The sequence below is a fragment of the Enterobacter cloacae complex sp. SYL003 genome, assembly GCF_049236925.1.
Lineage (GTDB): Bacteria > Pseudomonadota > Gammaproteobacteria > Enterobacterales > Enterobacteriaceae > Enterobacter > Enterobacter intestinihominis.
In genome coordinates, this window is sequence record NZ_JBMKJK010000015.1 from 122,272 (window position 1) to 134,897 (window position 12,626).

Sequence of the window (12,626 nt, forward strand, 5' to 3'; positions counted from 1 at the left end):
GAATTAACAACGTTTTTACGGGAAATTTTATGGTAATCCCCCTCCGGAAAGAGGGGGGGATGAAACAGGTTACTCTTCGCTGTCGTCCGCTTTGCTGCGCGCCGGCGAGTCGATCTCCACGCGGTCGATGCGCTGCAGGCCACGCATCAGTGAGCCGCGACGTCCGCGCTCGCCAACCACCTTCTGCAACTCTTCCGGACGCAGTTTGATCTTACGTTTGCCGACATGAATGGTCAGCGTGCTCTGCGGCGGCAGCAGGAAGAGATGCGCCAGGCTATCTTCGCCTTTTGCCGCTTCCGCTGACGGGATACTGATGATCTTGTTGCCCTTCCCTTTCGACAGCTCCGGCAGATCGCTGACCGGGAACATCAGCATGCGTCCGGCAGCGGTGATCGCCAGCAGCATATCGCTTTCGTTCTCGATGATCAGCGGCGGCATGACGTGTGCGTTATCCGGCAGGCTGATCAGCGCTTTACCGGCGCGGTTACGCGATACCAGATCGTTAAAGGTGCAGATAAAGCCGTAGCCAGCATCAGACGCCATCAGCAGTTTTTGATCGTCGGCTTCCATCAGCATATGGTCAACCGTGGCGCCCGGCGGCAGCGTCAGCTTGCCGGTCAGCGGTTCGCCCTGCCCGCGCGCGGATGGCAGCGTGATCGGATCAATAGCGTAGCTGCGGCCCGTGGAGTCGATAAACGCCACCGGCTGGTTGCTCTTGCCCTTCACCGCCGCCTTGAAGCTGTCACCGGATTTGTAGCTCAGACCCGGCGCGTCGATATCGTGGCCTTTGGCGCTACGCACCCAGCCGCTCTGGGAAAGCACGATGGTCACCGGCTCGGACGGCAGCATGTCGTGCTCGTTCATCGCCTTCGCTTCTTCGCGCTCATGCAGCGGAGAACGACGGTCGTCGCCAAAGGCGTCGGCATCGGCCTGCAACTCTTTCTTCAGCAGGGTGTTCATCTTGCGCTCGGACGCCAGAATCGCCTGAAGCTGATCGCGCTCTTTTTCCAGCTCGTTCTGCTCGCCGCGGATCTTCATCTCTTCCAGCTTAGCGAGATGGCGCAGCTTCAGTTCGAGGATCGCTTCGGCCTGGGTTTCGCTGATGCCAAAGCGCGACATCAGGGCAGGCTTAGGCTCGTCCTCGGTACGAATGATCTCAATCACTTCGTCAATGTTGAGGAACGCCACCAGCAAACCTTCGAGGATATGCAGGCGCTTAAGCACTTTCTCCAGCCGATGGTTCAGACGGCGGCGCACCGTATCGCGGCGGAAGGCCAGCCATTCGGTGAGGATCTCCAGCAGGTTTTTCACCGCCGGACGACCGTCCAGACCAATCATGTTCAGGTTGATGCGGTAGCTTTTTTCCAGATCGGTAGTGGCGAAAAGGTGGTTCATCACCTGCTCCATATCCACGCGGTTAGAGCGCGGCACGATCACCAGACGGGTCGGGTTTTCGTGGTCCGATTCGTCACGCAGGTCGTCCACCATCGGCAGCTTTTTATTGCGCATCTGGGAGGCAATCTGCTCCAGCACCTTCGCGCCGGAGACCTGGTGCGGCAGCGCGGTGATCACCACGGCGCCATCCTCTTTGGTCCATACCGCGCGCATGCGCACGGAGCCTCGGCCGTTCTGGTAGATTTTACGGATTTCCGCACGCGAGGTGATGATCTCGGCTTCGGTCGGATAGTCCGGCCCCTGCACGATATCCAGCAGATCGTCCAGCGAGGTTTTTGGCTGCTCAATCAGGGTGATGGCGGCTTTCGCCACTTCACGCAGGTTGTGCGGCGGAATGTCCGTCGCCATGCCCACGGCGATACCGGTCGTGCCGTTCAGCAGGATGTTCGGCAGACGCGCAGGCAGCATTTTCGGCTCCTGCATCGTACCGTCGAAGTTTGGCACCCAGTCGACCGTACCCTGCCCCAGCTCGCCCAACAGCACTTCGGCATATTTAGACAGACGGGATTCGGTATAACGCATCGCCGCGAAGGATTTCGGATCGTCCGGCGCCCCCCAGTTCCCCTGACCATCCACCAGCGGATAGCGGTAAGAGAAGGGCTGGGCCATCAGCACCATCGCTTCATAGCAGGCGCTGTCACCGTGCGGATGGTATTTCCCCAGCACGTCACCGACGGTACGGGCGGATTTCTTGAACTTGGCGGTCGCATTCAGCCCCAGTTCGGACATCGCATAGACGATGCGGCGCTGAACGGGCTTCAGGCCATCCCCGATAAACGGCAACGCCCTGTCCATGATGACGTACATGGAGTAGTTCAGGTAGGCGTTTTCCGTGAATTCATGTAGCGCGAGGCGCTCTGCCATATCGCTCATTACGTGTGATTCCTCAACTCAGAAACCGATGGGTTTCAGGCAATATTGCCGCAGATACTACCTCATCTGGCGAGTTGAGTCACAAAGAAAAAGGGCCGCTCATGCGGCCCTTTCCGGGTTATTTGTTCAGCTTGATAACCTGCTTCACGTCGATTTCAAACTCGTTCCAGTCTTTATCGATTTTACCCTGGAGTTCGACTTTATCCTGTGGCGTCACCGTCACGCCGTTCCAGCGCTTGTGGTCGATCTCCACCACCACCGTGCCGCTTTCATCGCGGAAGGTGTAACGGTCATCGGACAGGCGCTCGGTAATATTACCGCGCAGCTTCACCCAGCTGTCGTCCTTCATATCTTTGACTTTAGCCGCGGTAGTGAGGTTGGCGTTATTATCGACAAAGCCACCCTGCTGGGTTTGCGTCTGGGTCTGTGTCGCAGATGGGCCAGAGAAGCCACCCTGTGCAGCAAAAACAGGGGCAGTGGTCATCATCATGATGGCAGCAATTGCAGCGTATTTTTTCATCTTAATCTCTCCCTTTAATGTCGTTTCACAATCCATTAAACAGGGTAAACCTTAACAACTTCTTAAGGGGAAAATTTATTTATTTTTACTGTACAGCAGGCGCTTGCAGAAGGTTTACTGACGGCATCAAGGAGGAAATATGCGCATTTTACTGGTAGAAGACGACAAGCTCATCGGCGATGGCATCAAAGCGGGCTTAAGCAAAATGGGCTTTAACGTGGACTGGTTTACCGACGGTAAAACCGGGCAGGCGGCCCTGTACACCGCGCCGTACGATGCCGTGGTGCTGGACCTGACGCTGCCGGAAATCGACGGGCTTGAGATCCTGCGCGCCTGGCGCGAAAGCGGTAAGAGCGAACCGGTGCTGATCCTCACCGCGCGGGATGCGCTGAATCAGCGCGTCGAAGGGTTACGCCTGGGGGCGGATGATTACCTGTGTAAGCCGTTCGCGCTGATTGAAGTGGCAGCCCGCCTCGAAGCGCTGGTGCGCCGCAGCCACGGGCAGGCGCGCAGCGAGCTGCGTCACGGCAAGGTCACGCTCGATCCGGCAAGTCTCGTCGCCACGCTGGAGGGCGAAACGCTGGTGCTCAAACCCAAAGAGTTCGCCCTGCTGGAACTGCTGATGCGCAACGCGGGCCGCGTGCTGCCGCGCAAGGCCATCGAAGAGAAACTCTACAACTGGGATGATGACGTCTCCAGCAACGCCGTCGAAGTCCACGTTCATCATTTACGCCGCAAGCTCGGCAGCGAATTTATCCGCACCGTGCACGGCATCGGTTATACCCTGGGTGACGCATGAAACTGACCCAACGCCTGAGCCTAAAGCTGCGCCTGACGCTCCTCTTTTTGCTGCTGTCCCTGGCGGCCTGGTTTGCCGCAAGCGTGGTGGCCTGGCACCAGACGACCGACAAGCTCGATAAGCTGTTCGATACCCAGCAGATGCTGTTTGCCAAACGGCTGCTGACGATGGACGTGGACGAACTCCGCGCCCCGGAACGCATGCGCGAGGTGCCGAAAAAAGCCAAACACGGCCATCTTGACGACGATGCGCTGGCCTTCGCAATCTTCACCGCAGACGGCAGCATGGTGCTTAACGACGGTGAGAACGGGCGCGACATACCTTATCACTACCGCCGGGACGGATTTGATGACGGTCGGTTGCAGGATGACAACGACGAATGGCGTTTCCTGTGGCTGACCTCCCCGGACGGGAAATACCGCGTGGTGGTTGGCCAGGAGTGGGAGTACCGACAAGATATGGCGCTGGACGTGGTCAGCTCACAGCTGACGCCGTGGCTGGTGGCGCTGCCCGTAATGCTTCTGTTGCTGATTGTCCTGCTGAGCCGGGAACTGAAACCGCTGAAAAACCTGGCGCAGACCCTGCGTTCACGCTCGCCGGATGCGACCGATACGCTGCCCACCCACGGCGTGCCGACGGAGGTTCGCCCGCTGCTTGATGCGCTTAACCATCTTTTCGCCCGTACGCAGGAGATGATGGCCCGCGAGCGCCGCTTCACCTCGGATGCCGCTCATGAGTTGCGCAGCCCGCTGGCCGCGCTGAAGGTGCAAACCGACGTGGCGCAGCTTTCCCTTGACGATCCCGGGGCGCAGTCTAAAGCGCTGGGGCAATTGCATGCGGGCATCGACCGCGCCTCCCGACTGGTGGACCAGCTTCTCACCCTGTCGCGCCTGGATTCACTGGATAATCTTGATGACGTCGAACCCGTGATGATGGCCGATTTGCTGCAATCCGCGGTGCTGGATATCTGGCATCCGGCGCAGCAGGCGGGCATTGATATTCGGCTCAACGTCAACGCGCCCGAGGTGATGCGTCACGGACAGCCGCTATTGCTGAGCCTGCTGGCGCGTAACCTGCTGGACAACGCCGTTCGTTACAGCCCGCGCGGCAGCGTGGTGGACGTGACGCTGAACACCCAAAGCTTTACCGTGCGCGACAACGGCCCGGGTATTTCAACCGATGCGCTGGCGCGTCTCGGCGAGCGCTTTTATCGTCCACCGGGCCAGGACGCCACCGGCAGCGGTCTGGGGTTGTCTATCGTGAAGCGCATCGCGGCGTTACACGGGATGCGCGTCTCGCTGGGCAATGCGCCTGAAGGGGGCTTTGAGGTGACCGTCAGCTGGTAGCCATTATTGCGCTGAGCGCAAAAGACTTTGCACATTTTGCTTATTTTTCCGCTCCGTCCTCGCGCGTAGAATACCTGGCATACTCTCAGCATCGAGGACAAATAATGAGCAACATTCTGATTATCAACGGCGCGAAAGAATTTGCGCACTCTAAAGGCCAGCTCAATGACACCCTGACCGAGGTCGCGGATGGTTTCCTGCGCGACGCCGGACATGATGTTAAGGTTGTGCGCGCGGACAGCGATTACGACGTGAAGGCCGAAGTGCAGAACTTCCTGTGGGCCGACGTGGTTATCTGGCAGATGCCGGGCTGGTGGATGGGCGCACCGTGGACCGTGAAAAAATACATGGACGATGTGTTTACCGAAGGTCACGGTTCGCTGTATGCCAGCGACGGCCGCACCCGCTCAGACGCGTCTAAAAAATACGGTTCCGGCGGCCTGTTGCAGGGCAAGAAATACATGCTCTCCCTGACCTGGAATGCCCCGCTTGAAGCGTTCACCGAGCAAGATCAGTTCTTTGAAGGCGTAGGCGTAGACGGCGCGTATCTGCCATTCCACAAGGCGAATCAGTTCCTGGCTATGGAGCCGCTGCCGACCTTTATCGTCAATGACGTAATTAAAATGCCGGACGTCCCACGCTATATCGCAGAATATCGCAAGCATCTCGCGGAAATTTTTGCTTAACTGGTAGCCTGGAATTAGAAGGAGTTAATTATGCTTACCGTTATTGCTGAAATCCGTACGCGTCCTGGCCAACATCACCGCCAGGCGGTGCTGGATGAGTTCGCAAAGATCATCCCGACCGTACTGAAAGAAGAAGGCTGCCACGGCTACGCGCCAATGGTGGACGCCGCCACCAGCGCAAGCTTCCAGGCGACCGCGCCAGACTCGATCATCATGGTTGAGCAGTGGGAAACCGTCGCGCACCTTGAAGCGCATTTGCAGACCGCGCATATGAAAGCGTGGAGCGACGCGGTGAAAGGGGACGTTCTGGAAACCCATATTCGTATTCTGGAGCAAGGGGTTTAAGTTCTGTGAAATTTGCCGGGTGGCACTGCGTTTACCCGGCCTACAACTTCCCTCCCAGGCCCGGTAAGCGTTAACGCCACCGGGCTTTTTTTATCACCTTAACACTCAACTGCTATGCTTATTCTGACTTCATGTTAAACAGGAGGATGGAATGGGTCTTTTTAATTTCGTAAAAGAAGCAGGCGAAAAGCTGTGGGACAATCTGACCGATCATAAGGGTCAGAGCGACAAAATCACCGAGCACCTCAAGAAACTCAACATTCCCGGTTCCGATAAGGTTCAGGTTGACGTCACTGACGGCAAAGCCAGCGTGACGGGCGACGGGCTGACGCAGGAGCAGAAAGAAAAAATCCAGGTCGCCGTCGGCAACATCGCAGGCGTCAGCGAGGTGGAGAACAACATCACCGCGACAGATGCCAAAGATGAAGCTACTTACTATACGGTGAAATCCGGCGATACCCTGAGCGCGATCTCTAAAACCGTGTATGGCGATGCTAACCAGTACAACAAGATTTTTGAGGCTAACCGCCCTATGCTCTCCAGCCCCGATAAAATCTATCCCGGCCAGACGCTGCGTATTCCTAAAGCATAACGTCTAAAACAGTCGGTTCACGTCGCGCAGAGGAACAGAATGAAAATAGCTTGTCTTGGCTGGGGTTCGTTAATCTGGAAAAGCGGCGCGTTACCGGTAGCCGGTGAGTGGCAGACCGACGGGCCTTCTTTGCCCGTCGAGTTCTGTCGGGTCAGCGATGGCGGTGAACTGGCGACCGCCATCTGTATGAATGCCCCTGCCGTGCCGGTGCTTTGGGCATGGCTGGAGGCCACAACGTTGAGCGTGGCCTGCCGCGCTTTGCGTGAGCGCGAAGCCATTCCCGAGGATCGCTGCGATGGCATTGGCTCGCTGCTAATCACCGGACGCGACACGGGTATCCTGACAACATGGGCCAGGGAGAAAGGTATTGAAGCGATCATCTGGACCGGGCTCCCGCCGAGAAGCGCGTCACAGGAAGGCAGGGTTCCTGCCGTGGACGAAGCCATCGCTTATCTCGACGGCCTCAGCGGAGAGACCCGTAGCCATGCGCAGGACTATATTTGCCGCGTGCCTGCCCAGCTTGATACGCCCTACCGGCGCGTCATTAAAGACGTGCTTGGATGGTAATCCCCCGGCCAGTTACCAGTACAGTTTCCAGCTCCGGGTGAAACGCACCAGCGCCTCAACGTAGAAGTAATCTCCCCAGCTTGCGCACTCATCCACGCCTTTGTTGCTCCCGAGGTGGTAAACCGAGTGTTTAAGCAGCCCGTTGCCCTTTTCTTCTCTCCCCATCAGATAGTGTTTCGTCAGTGACGACATAATGCCTTTAGCCCACTCCATATAGCGCTCGCGATCCGGATCCGTGACCGGCAGGTGTTTCACCAGCTCCAGCAGCCCACATACCGCAATCGCCGCCGAGGAAGAATCACGCAGCACGTCGGTGCCCACCAGCGCCAGATCCCAGTGGCAGACGTAGTCGTCGGGCAGGCGATTGAGGAAGTAGTTCGCCAGCCGTTTTGACAGGGCGATCATCGTCTCGTCGCCGGTATAGATATAGCTCAGCAGGAAGCCGTAAATTCCCCACGCCTGCCCGCGTGACCAGCAGGAGTCGTCGGCGTAGCCCTGCTGGGTGTTGCCGTAGCGCGGTGCGCCGGTTGTCACATCCATATAGTAGGTGTGGAAGGTGGAGGCATCGTCACGAATGAGGTACGTCGCCGCCTGCATGACGTGCGCTTTTGCGGCGTCGGCAAAACGCGGATCGCCCGTCTGCTCCGTTGCCCAGTAGAGCAGCGGCAGGTTCATGTTGCAGTCGATGATCATCCGCCCGGCCTGGTCCGGATCGGAGAGATCGCCCCACGCCTGGATGATCTTCGCCTTCTCGTGGAAGCGTTCCAGCAGAGCTTCCGCCGCCAGCAGCGAGAAGCCGCGCGCCTCGCGGTTTCCGGTCAGCCGCCACGCGGCTACGCAGGAGAGCGTGTAGAGGAAGCCTAAATCGTGGGTGTTGGTGTCGTTGCGCCCGGCGATGCGCAGGCCAAACGAGCGCACGTGTTTTTCCGCCATCGCGCGGAATTTTTCCTCGCCGCTCATCTCCCATGCCAGCCATAGCTGCCCGGTCCAGAAGCTGGTGGTCCACTCCACGTTGTCAGTCAGCGGATAAAAACCGTTCTGGCAGGTTTCCGCCGGGAATTTGTCGCCGAACTCCGTTAAATGACGGCTAATCAGGTCCAGAACGTGGCTGCGCGCCGAATTCAGTTCATCGCTGAATGCGTGGGAGTCAACGGGCGCAGCGATAACAGGCAGACGTTCTTCTTTGATACGACTTAACATATTTCGGTTCCTTCTTTGACGGCGTAATTTATCGTGTTGACGTTTCTGCTACGTTCAGCGCACGAGCCCCGCGCCATTTGCTCTGACAGGCGGATAACGTAAAAGCAGAGATAAGGGTAAAGGTCAGCGCCGTTGCGCCCATGATGATATAGGTGTGCTCAAAGCCAATACGGTCATACATATACCCGGCAGGGGAAGAGACCACCACGTTGCCAACGTAGAGCATTGCCTGATAGCCGAGTAAATACATGGTGGCATTGACGCGCTTGTCGAAATGCTCGGCAATATATTTAAATACTGACACCAGCAGGAGACAAATTTCCAGACCGTACAGCGGCTTAAGCACTGAAATTAACAGGTGAGAATCACACATGCCGGAAATAATCAGACGCGCCCCGACCACCAGCCCGACAATTAATAGCCCGCGTTTGGCGCCAATAAAGTTCACAAACAGCGGGACCACCATATACATGACAAATTCCATACCCGACTGCACGGTCCCGAGATAACCGAATACCGCGTTGCCCTCATGAATATCATCGAAGAAGGTGACGAAATAGCGCGAGAACTGCTGCTCGGCGATAAACATCATCCACGCCACGCCCGCCACGTACAGGCAGAAGGCCCAGAATTTGCGGTTTCGCAGCAGGGCGTAAACGTCTGACGGGGCGATTTTCTCTTTCGTCAGCACCTCGCCCGCGTGAATGGAGTTAGTGTTCACTTTCAGGCTCAGCAGGACGATCAGCATCACCACCGACGCCACGCTGCCGAGGATAAAGTTATACGCCGGTGAGAGGTTAAACAGCAGGCCGGAGAAGGACGATGCCACAGCCCAGCCGAGCGAACCCCACATGCGAATTTGCCCGAACTCCATGCCGTTTAAGCGGCTAAAGCGGTCGGAATACGATTCGCACGCCGCCACACCCGCGTACCAGGCAAAGCTTAAATAGAGCGCGCCGATAATAATCCCCAGCAGGGTATTAGACATTAACAGCGGCTGGTATACGTAAATAAAGAACGGCGCCATCAGGGCCGACATGATCACCACAAAATAGAGCAGGTATTTGCTCATGCCGATCTTATCGAGAATATAGCCGTAGATCGGTTTAAGAATAACGGAGAATATCCCGTTCACCGCAAAAACGGTTCCAATCACCGAGCCGCTGAGATTGGCTTTCTGGCCAAGCCAGATCGCCAGCAGTCCAATACTGGCAGACCAGGTAAAGAAATAGAGAAAGATAAAGCTACTGATTTTGTAATATTCAGTTCTGTTAGTTGTCGATGTGCTTTTCATATCATCCTCGCCGACGTGTAGGGCCAGATTTTTATAATGTGAACGACAGCTTACGTTCGCTTCCGGGTTCGCTAATGACGACCCGGCTATGGGTTATATTCAGCTGCGGCGTCGCCGCAACGGGCTGTTTTCCGCCAGCCAGAACGGCGCAACAGAGCCAGCTTTCCCCTTGCGGGAGGTCGGCCTTTAACAACGGAATGGAAGCGCACTCCGCAAACATAATGCTGCTGTTCGGCGGCGTGACGATGCTGTCTGGCTGGCGGTGAATGACCGGCGATAGATCGACAATGACGCTGCTGCCGTTTTCAGCCATCAGATAACAACCGCGATCGCGCACCTGGTGGGCGGTTTTCATCACCGCAAAGCCGCCCTCGACGGTTTGCAGAGTGCGCGCGCTGTTGATACGGTGCAGGCGCAGGTGCCACTCCCCGAACGGGATCTGCCAGGTCGCAATATGCACGTCTCGCCAAGGCGACCAGCGCGTGAAAATGTAATGTTCATCCACCCGAACCTCTTCGCACTCGCGACGACCGCGGAAATAGTCATCTCCATCCGCCAGCAGCAGCATGGAATCGCAGGCGGCATGCTTCAGGCCAAATCGTCCACGCTCAATGGTGAATCCGAAGCGGCTGGAGTAGGCAAATTTGGTGTATTTCGCTTCGGTGTTGACGTAGTTATTCAGCTCCAGCTGACCAGCGGTGAGCATGACGACGTGCTGCGAATCTTTCGAATGCATCAGGATCTGCTGCGCATGCGGGATCACATGTTTTTCAGCAAGCGCGGGCAGCGGCTGCTCGTCGGCCTGCCAGAACGGATGCGCCTCCGGCAGCGCCAGGATCAGGTAGGTTTTCAGCGCCCAGTACGGTGAACCGGGGGAGTTGTAATCCTCGCACATCGCCAGGTTCGGATACGCAAACCCCAGGGTAAGAATACCGTCGCGATCGACAATCGACTGCTGCTGCCACCAGCGCAGATGCCGCAGCACAATGCCCTTCACGATACCCGGGGTGAAGACGTCCAGCTGAGAAAAGGCCACCGCGCTCCAGAAGGCAACCATGGCAAAGCGGTAGGTCAGGCTGCGGCCAAACGGCACCGAGGCACCATCGGCGGCGGACCAGTAGATAAAGTCTTCCGCGAACAGACGCGAGCGCTCGCGCAGCACCTTCGCCCTCGCCTCGTCGTCACTCAGGGTGGCGTAAATCAGGCCGTAAAAATGGAAAGCCATGGAGATGTAATAGTCTTTCGGGCGGCCAGGACCGTCGGAGTACCAGCCGTCGCCGAGATAGTAGGCGTCCATCAGCGCAAAGCGGTGGTCAATGGCGGCTTGATCGTACGGCAGGCCGGCGCGCTTAAAGCCGAGCTGGACCATAATGGCAAAATAGTTCCAGTTGCTGTCCGGCATCTGCGCGTCGGTGATTTGGTTGAGCCACGCGTGCAGGTTAATCACCTCGCGCCCGGTAAAGTGCGCGGAGAGTTTATCTCCCAGCAGAGCGAGCCCCAGACCGTAGGCCGCCATCTCCACCAGACGCTGATCGTACGGGCCGGTTTCACCCCAGTAGCCGGTGCTTTGCGGGTCGGTACCAAGCTTAATGGCAGTAAGGTACTTCTCGCTGAACGGCGTGCTTTCGCCGGATGCCATCAGCGGAAACAGCCCCCACAGCGCGCGGGAAAGTCCCTCCATCTGCGCAATATCCGCTGTGTAATGGGCGCAGGTATCACCCAGCGAGAATCGTGAACGGTTCGCCGGAAATTGCGTATCCAGCGCCTGTAAAAGTGCATTCAACGACGCCACTACATCCTGGCGTGAAGACAACGGATTTGATTTTTCTTTGTTTGCCGCCCACATCGGTTCGCCCTCGTAATCAACTGCGGCAAAGCATAGTGAATACGCAAGGGGCAGAAATGTTAGCCGTGTCACAGGCATGAACGATGAATAAACCTCCAGTTGAGAAAATTTAAAAAGGTGGTTTATAAAGACGGTCAGACGGGAAAAAGTTGAGTTTTATTGCACTATGCGCGACACGCCGACATCCGATCTTCTGGAACTGATCGCCCTGAACGATACCGTGGCCTCGTTCAGCCGCCTGTTTGCCAATACCGTGCGCTACCATCACTGGCACCAGTGTCTGGAGATCCTCTATGTGGAAGAGGGCTTTGGGGTGGCGATTGTCGATAATCGTCACTACACCATGCGCCCCGGACGGCTGTTTTTCTTCCCGCCTTTTACGCTGCACAAGGTCATGGTGGACGAACAGGCGGAGGCAATTTACCGCCGCACCATTATTCATCTCGACCAGCACGCGGTGCTGAAGATCCTGCGGAATTTTCCCCAGACCCGGCAGCGTCTGGAGCGGCTGTCACGCCGTGGCGGCGAAGCGTGGGTCGCCGATTTAGCTCACTTCCATCACCATATCGACCATCTGTTTAGCTGCTATAAACCGCCGATGAACAGCGAGAGCATCGCCAGCCTGCTGATAGGCCTGTTCGCGATGCTGCCCGACGATCGCGACGGCGAGCCGGGAAACAGCCAGGGGATCGCCAGCCAGGTGATGTTTTGGCTCGACGAGCATTATCAGGAGAAATTTCGTCTGGATGCGCTGGCCAATGAGCTGGGAAAATCCCGCAGCTACGTATCGCGAAAATTCCATGCGGAAACGGGCGAAAAAATTCACGACTACCTGAATACGCTAAGGTTGCGTAAGGCGTGTGAGTGTTTACTCCACACTGATTCGAGCGTGCGTGACATTGCCGCACAGACGGGTTTTTCCGACGTGACGTGGTTTATCAGCGCGTTTAAAAAAGGGATTGGCGAGACGCCGCTGCAGTACAGGAAGAACCATCGTGCGGTTTGACGCCCTCACCCACGGGGCTGAGGGTTCCCCACAAATTAATGCGAGCACTGAGCAATCCCCTCGCCCCTCCGGGGAGAGGGTTAGGGTGAGGGGAACA

At 57.1% G+C, this 12,626-nt stretch carries 12 protein-coding genes; 7 read left to right on the forward strand and 5 right to left on the reverse strand.

Annotated features, from left to right (window positions below; all coding sequences use genetic code 11):
* Positions 1-69: 69 nt before the first annotated feature.
* Together parC and ACOT1A_RS18640 are read right to left on the reverse strand one after the other, a co-directional pair.
* Complete coding sequence (parC, locus tag ACOT1A_RS18635) at positions 70-2,328, reverse strand: DNA topoisomerase IV subunit A (protein WP_023298608.1); 2,259 nt, start codon at positions 2,326-2,328, stop codon at positions 70-72.
* A gap of 118 nt (positions 2,329-2,446) precedes the next feature.
* Complete coding sequence (locus ACOT1A_RS18640; protein ID WP_022649408.1) at positions 2,447-2,848, reverse strand: YgiW/YdeI family stress tolerance OB fold protein; 402 nt, start codon at positions 2,846-2,848, stop codon at positions 2,447-2,449.
* 139 nt (positions 2,849-2,987) lie between these two features.
* Between ACOT1A_RS18640 and qseB the strand changes: the two genes are divergently transcribed.
* From qseB to ACOT1A_RS18670, 6 genes are all read left to right on the forward strand, one after another.
* Positions 2,988-3,647 (forward strand): quorum sensing response regulator transcription factor QseB, encoded by a 660-nt coding sequence (gene qseB, locus ACOT1A_RS18645; RefSeq protein WP_022649409.1) that lies wholly within the window; start codon positions 2,988-2,990, stop codon positions 3,645-3,647.
* On the forward strand, positions 3,644-4,993 hold the full coding sequence (gene qseC / locus ACOT1A_RS18650) for a quorum sensing histidine kinase QseC (protein WP_023306956.1): 1,350 nt from the start codon (positions 3,644-3,646) through the stop codon (positions 4,991-4,993). The genes qseB and qseC overlap by 4 nt, the downstream gene beginning before the upstream one ends.
* A 104-nt stretch (positions 4,994-5,097) precedes the next feature.
* The gene (locus ACOT1A_RS18655) at positions 5,098-5,679 is read left to right on the forward strand and encodes an NAD(P)H-dependent oxidoreductase (RefSeq protein ID WP_022649411.1); all 582 of its coding nucleotides are present in this window, start codon (positions 5,098-5,100) and stop codon (positions 5,677-5,679) included.
* Between the two features lie 30 nt (positions 5,680-5,709).
* Positions 5,710-6,024, forward strand: coding sequence for a putative quinol monooxygenase (locus tag ACOT1A_RS18660; protein ID WP_003862506.1), 315 nt, complete (start codon positions 5,710-5,712; stop codon positions 6,022-6,024).
* Positions 6,025-6,175: 151 nt separating this feature from the next.
* Positions 6,176-6,616, forward strand: a complete 441-nt coding sequence (lysM, locus tag ACOT1A_RS18665; RefSeq protein ID WP_022649412.1) for a peptidoglycan-binding protein LysM — start codon at positions 6,176-6,178, stop codon at positions 6,614-6,616.
* 39 nt (positions 6,617-6,655) lie between these two features.
* Positions 6,656-7,183: a hypothetical protein gene (locus tag ACOT1A_RS18670; RefSeq protein WP_022649413.1), complete on the forward strand. Its 528-nt coding sequence runs from the start codon at positions 6,656-6,658 to the stop codon at positions 7,181-7,183.
* Between the two features lie 12 nt (positions 7,184-7,195).
* Here the strand turns inward: ACOT1A_RS18670 and ACOT1A_RS18675 are convergent, their stop codons facing one another.
* Genes ACOT1A_RS18675 through ACOT1A_RS18685 form a run of 3 tightly spaced genes read right to left on the reverse strand, consistent with a single transcriptional unit; the run spans position 7,196 to position 11,523 of the window.
* The gene (locus ACOT1A_RS18675; RefSeq protein WP_276170440.1) at positions 7,196-8,383 is read right to left on the reverse strand and encodes a glycoside hydrolase family 88 protein; all 1,188 of its coding nucleotides are present in this window, start codon (positions 8,381-8,383) and stop codon (positions 7,196-7,198) included.
* A gap of 28 nt (positions 8,384-8,411) precedes the next feature.
* Positions 8,412-9,677, reverse strand: coding sequence for an oligosaccharide MFS transporter (locus ACOT1A_RS18680; RefSeq protein ID WP_022649415.1), 1,266 nt, complete (start codon positions 9,675-9,677; stop codon positions 8,412-8,414).
* Between the two features lie 31 nt (positions 9,678-9,708).
* Positions 9,709-11,523 carry a DUF2264 domain-containing protein gene (locus tag ACOT1A_RS18685; protein ID WP_276170439.1) on the reverse strand — a complete coding sequence of 605 codons (1,815 nt, stop codon included), beginning with the start codon at positions 11,521-11,523 and terminating at the stop codon, positions 9,709-9,711.
* 166 nt (positions 11,524-11,689) lie between these two features.
* Between ACOT1A_RS18685 and ACOT1A_RS18690 the strand changes: the two genes are divergently transcribed.
* Positions 11,690-12,529 (forward strand): AraC family transcriptional regulator, encoded by an 840-nt coding sequence (locus ACOT1A_RS18690; protein WP_069596961.1) that lies wholly within the window; start codon positions 11,690-11,692, stop codon positions 12,527-12,529.
* Positions 12,530-12,626 lie beyond the last annotated feature (97 nt).

Excerpts from the sequence above, each read along its gene's own strand:
- parC (WP_023298608.1), bottom strand. The coding sequence starts at position 2,328 with ATGAGCGATATGGCAGAGCGCCTCGCGCTACATGAATTCACGGAAAAC.
- ACOT1A_RS18690 (WP_069596961.1), top strand. The coding sequence starts at position 11,690 with ATGCGCGACACGCCGACATCCGATCTTCTGGAACTGATCGCCCTGAAC.
- ACOT1A_RS18670 (WP_022649413.1), top strand. The coding sequence starts at position 6,656 with ATGAAAATAGCTTGTCTTGGCTGGGGTTCGTTAATCTGGAAAAGCGGC.
- qseC (WP_023306956.1), top strand. The coding sequence starts at position 3,644 with ATGAAACTGACCCAACGCCTGAGCCTAAAGCTGCGCCTGACGCTCCTC.
- qseB (WP_022649409.1), top strand. The coding sequence starts at position 2,988 with ATGCGCATTTTACTGGTAGAAGACGACAAGCTCATCGGCGATGGCATC.
- ACOT1A_RS18655 (WP_022649411.1), top strand. The coding sequence starts at position 5,098 with ATGAGCAACATTCTGATTATCAACGGCGCGAAAGAATTTGCGCACTCT.
- ACOT1A_RS18680 (WP_022649415.1), bottom strand. The coding sequence starts at position 9,677 with ATGAAAAGCACATCGACAACTAACAGAACTGAATATTACAAAATCAGT.
- lysM (WP_022649412.1), top strand. The coding sequence starts at position 6,176 with ATGGGTCTTTTTAATTTCGTAAAAGAAGCAGGCGAAAAGCTGTGGGAC.
- ACOT1A_RS18660 (WP_003862506.1), top strand. The coding sequence starts at position 5,710 with ATGCTTACCGTTATTGCTGAAATCCGTACGCGTCCTGGCCAACATCAC.
- ACOT1A_RS18685 (WP_276170439.1), bottom strand. The coding sequence starts at position 11,523 with ATGTGGGCGGCAAACAAAGAAAAATCAAATCCGTTGTCTTCACGCCAG.
- ACOT1A_RS18640 (WP_022649408.1), bottom strand. The coding sequence starts at position 2,848 with ATGAAAAAATACGCTGCAATTGCTGCCATCATGATGATGACCACTGCC.
- ACOT1A_RS18675 (WP_276170440.1), bottom strand. The coding sequence starts at position 8,383 with ATGTTAAGTCGTATCAAAGAAGAACGTCTGCCTGTTATCGCTGCGCCC.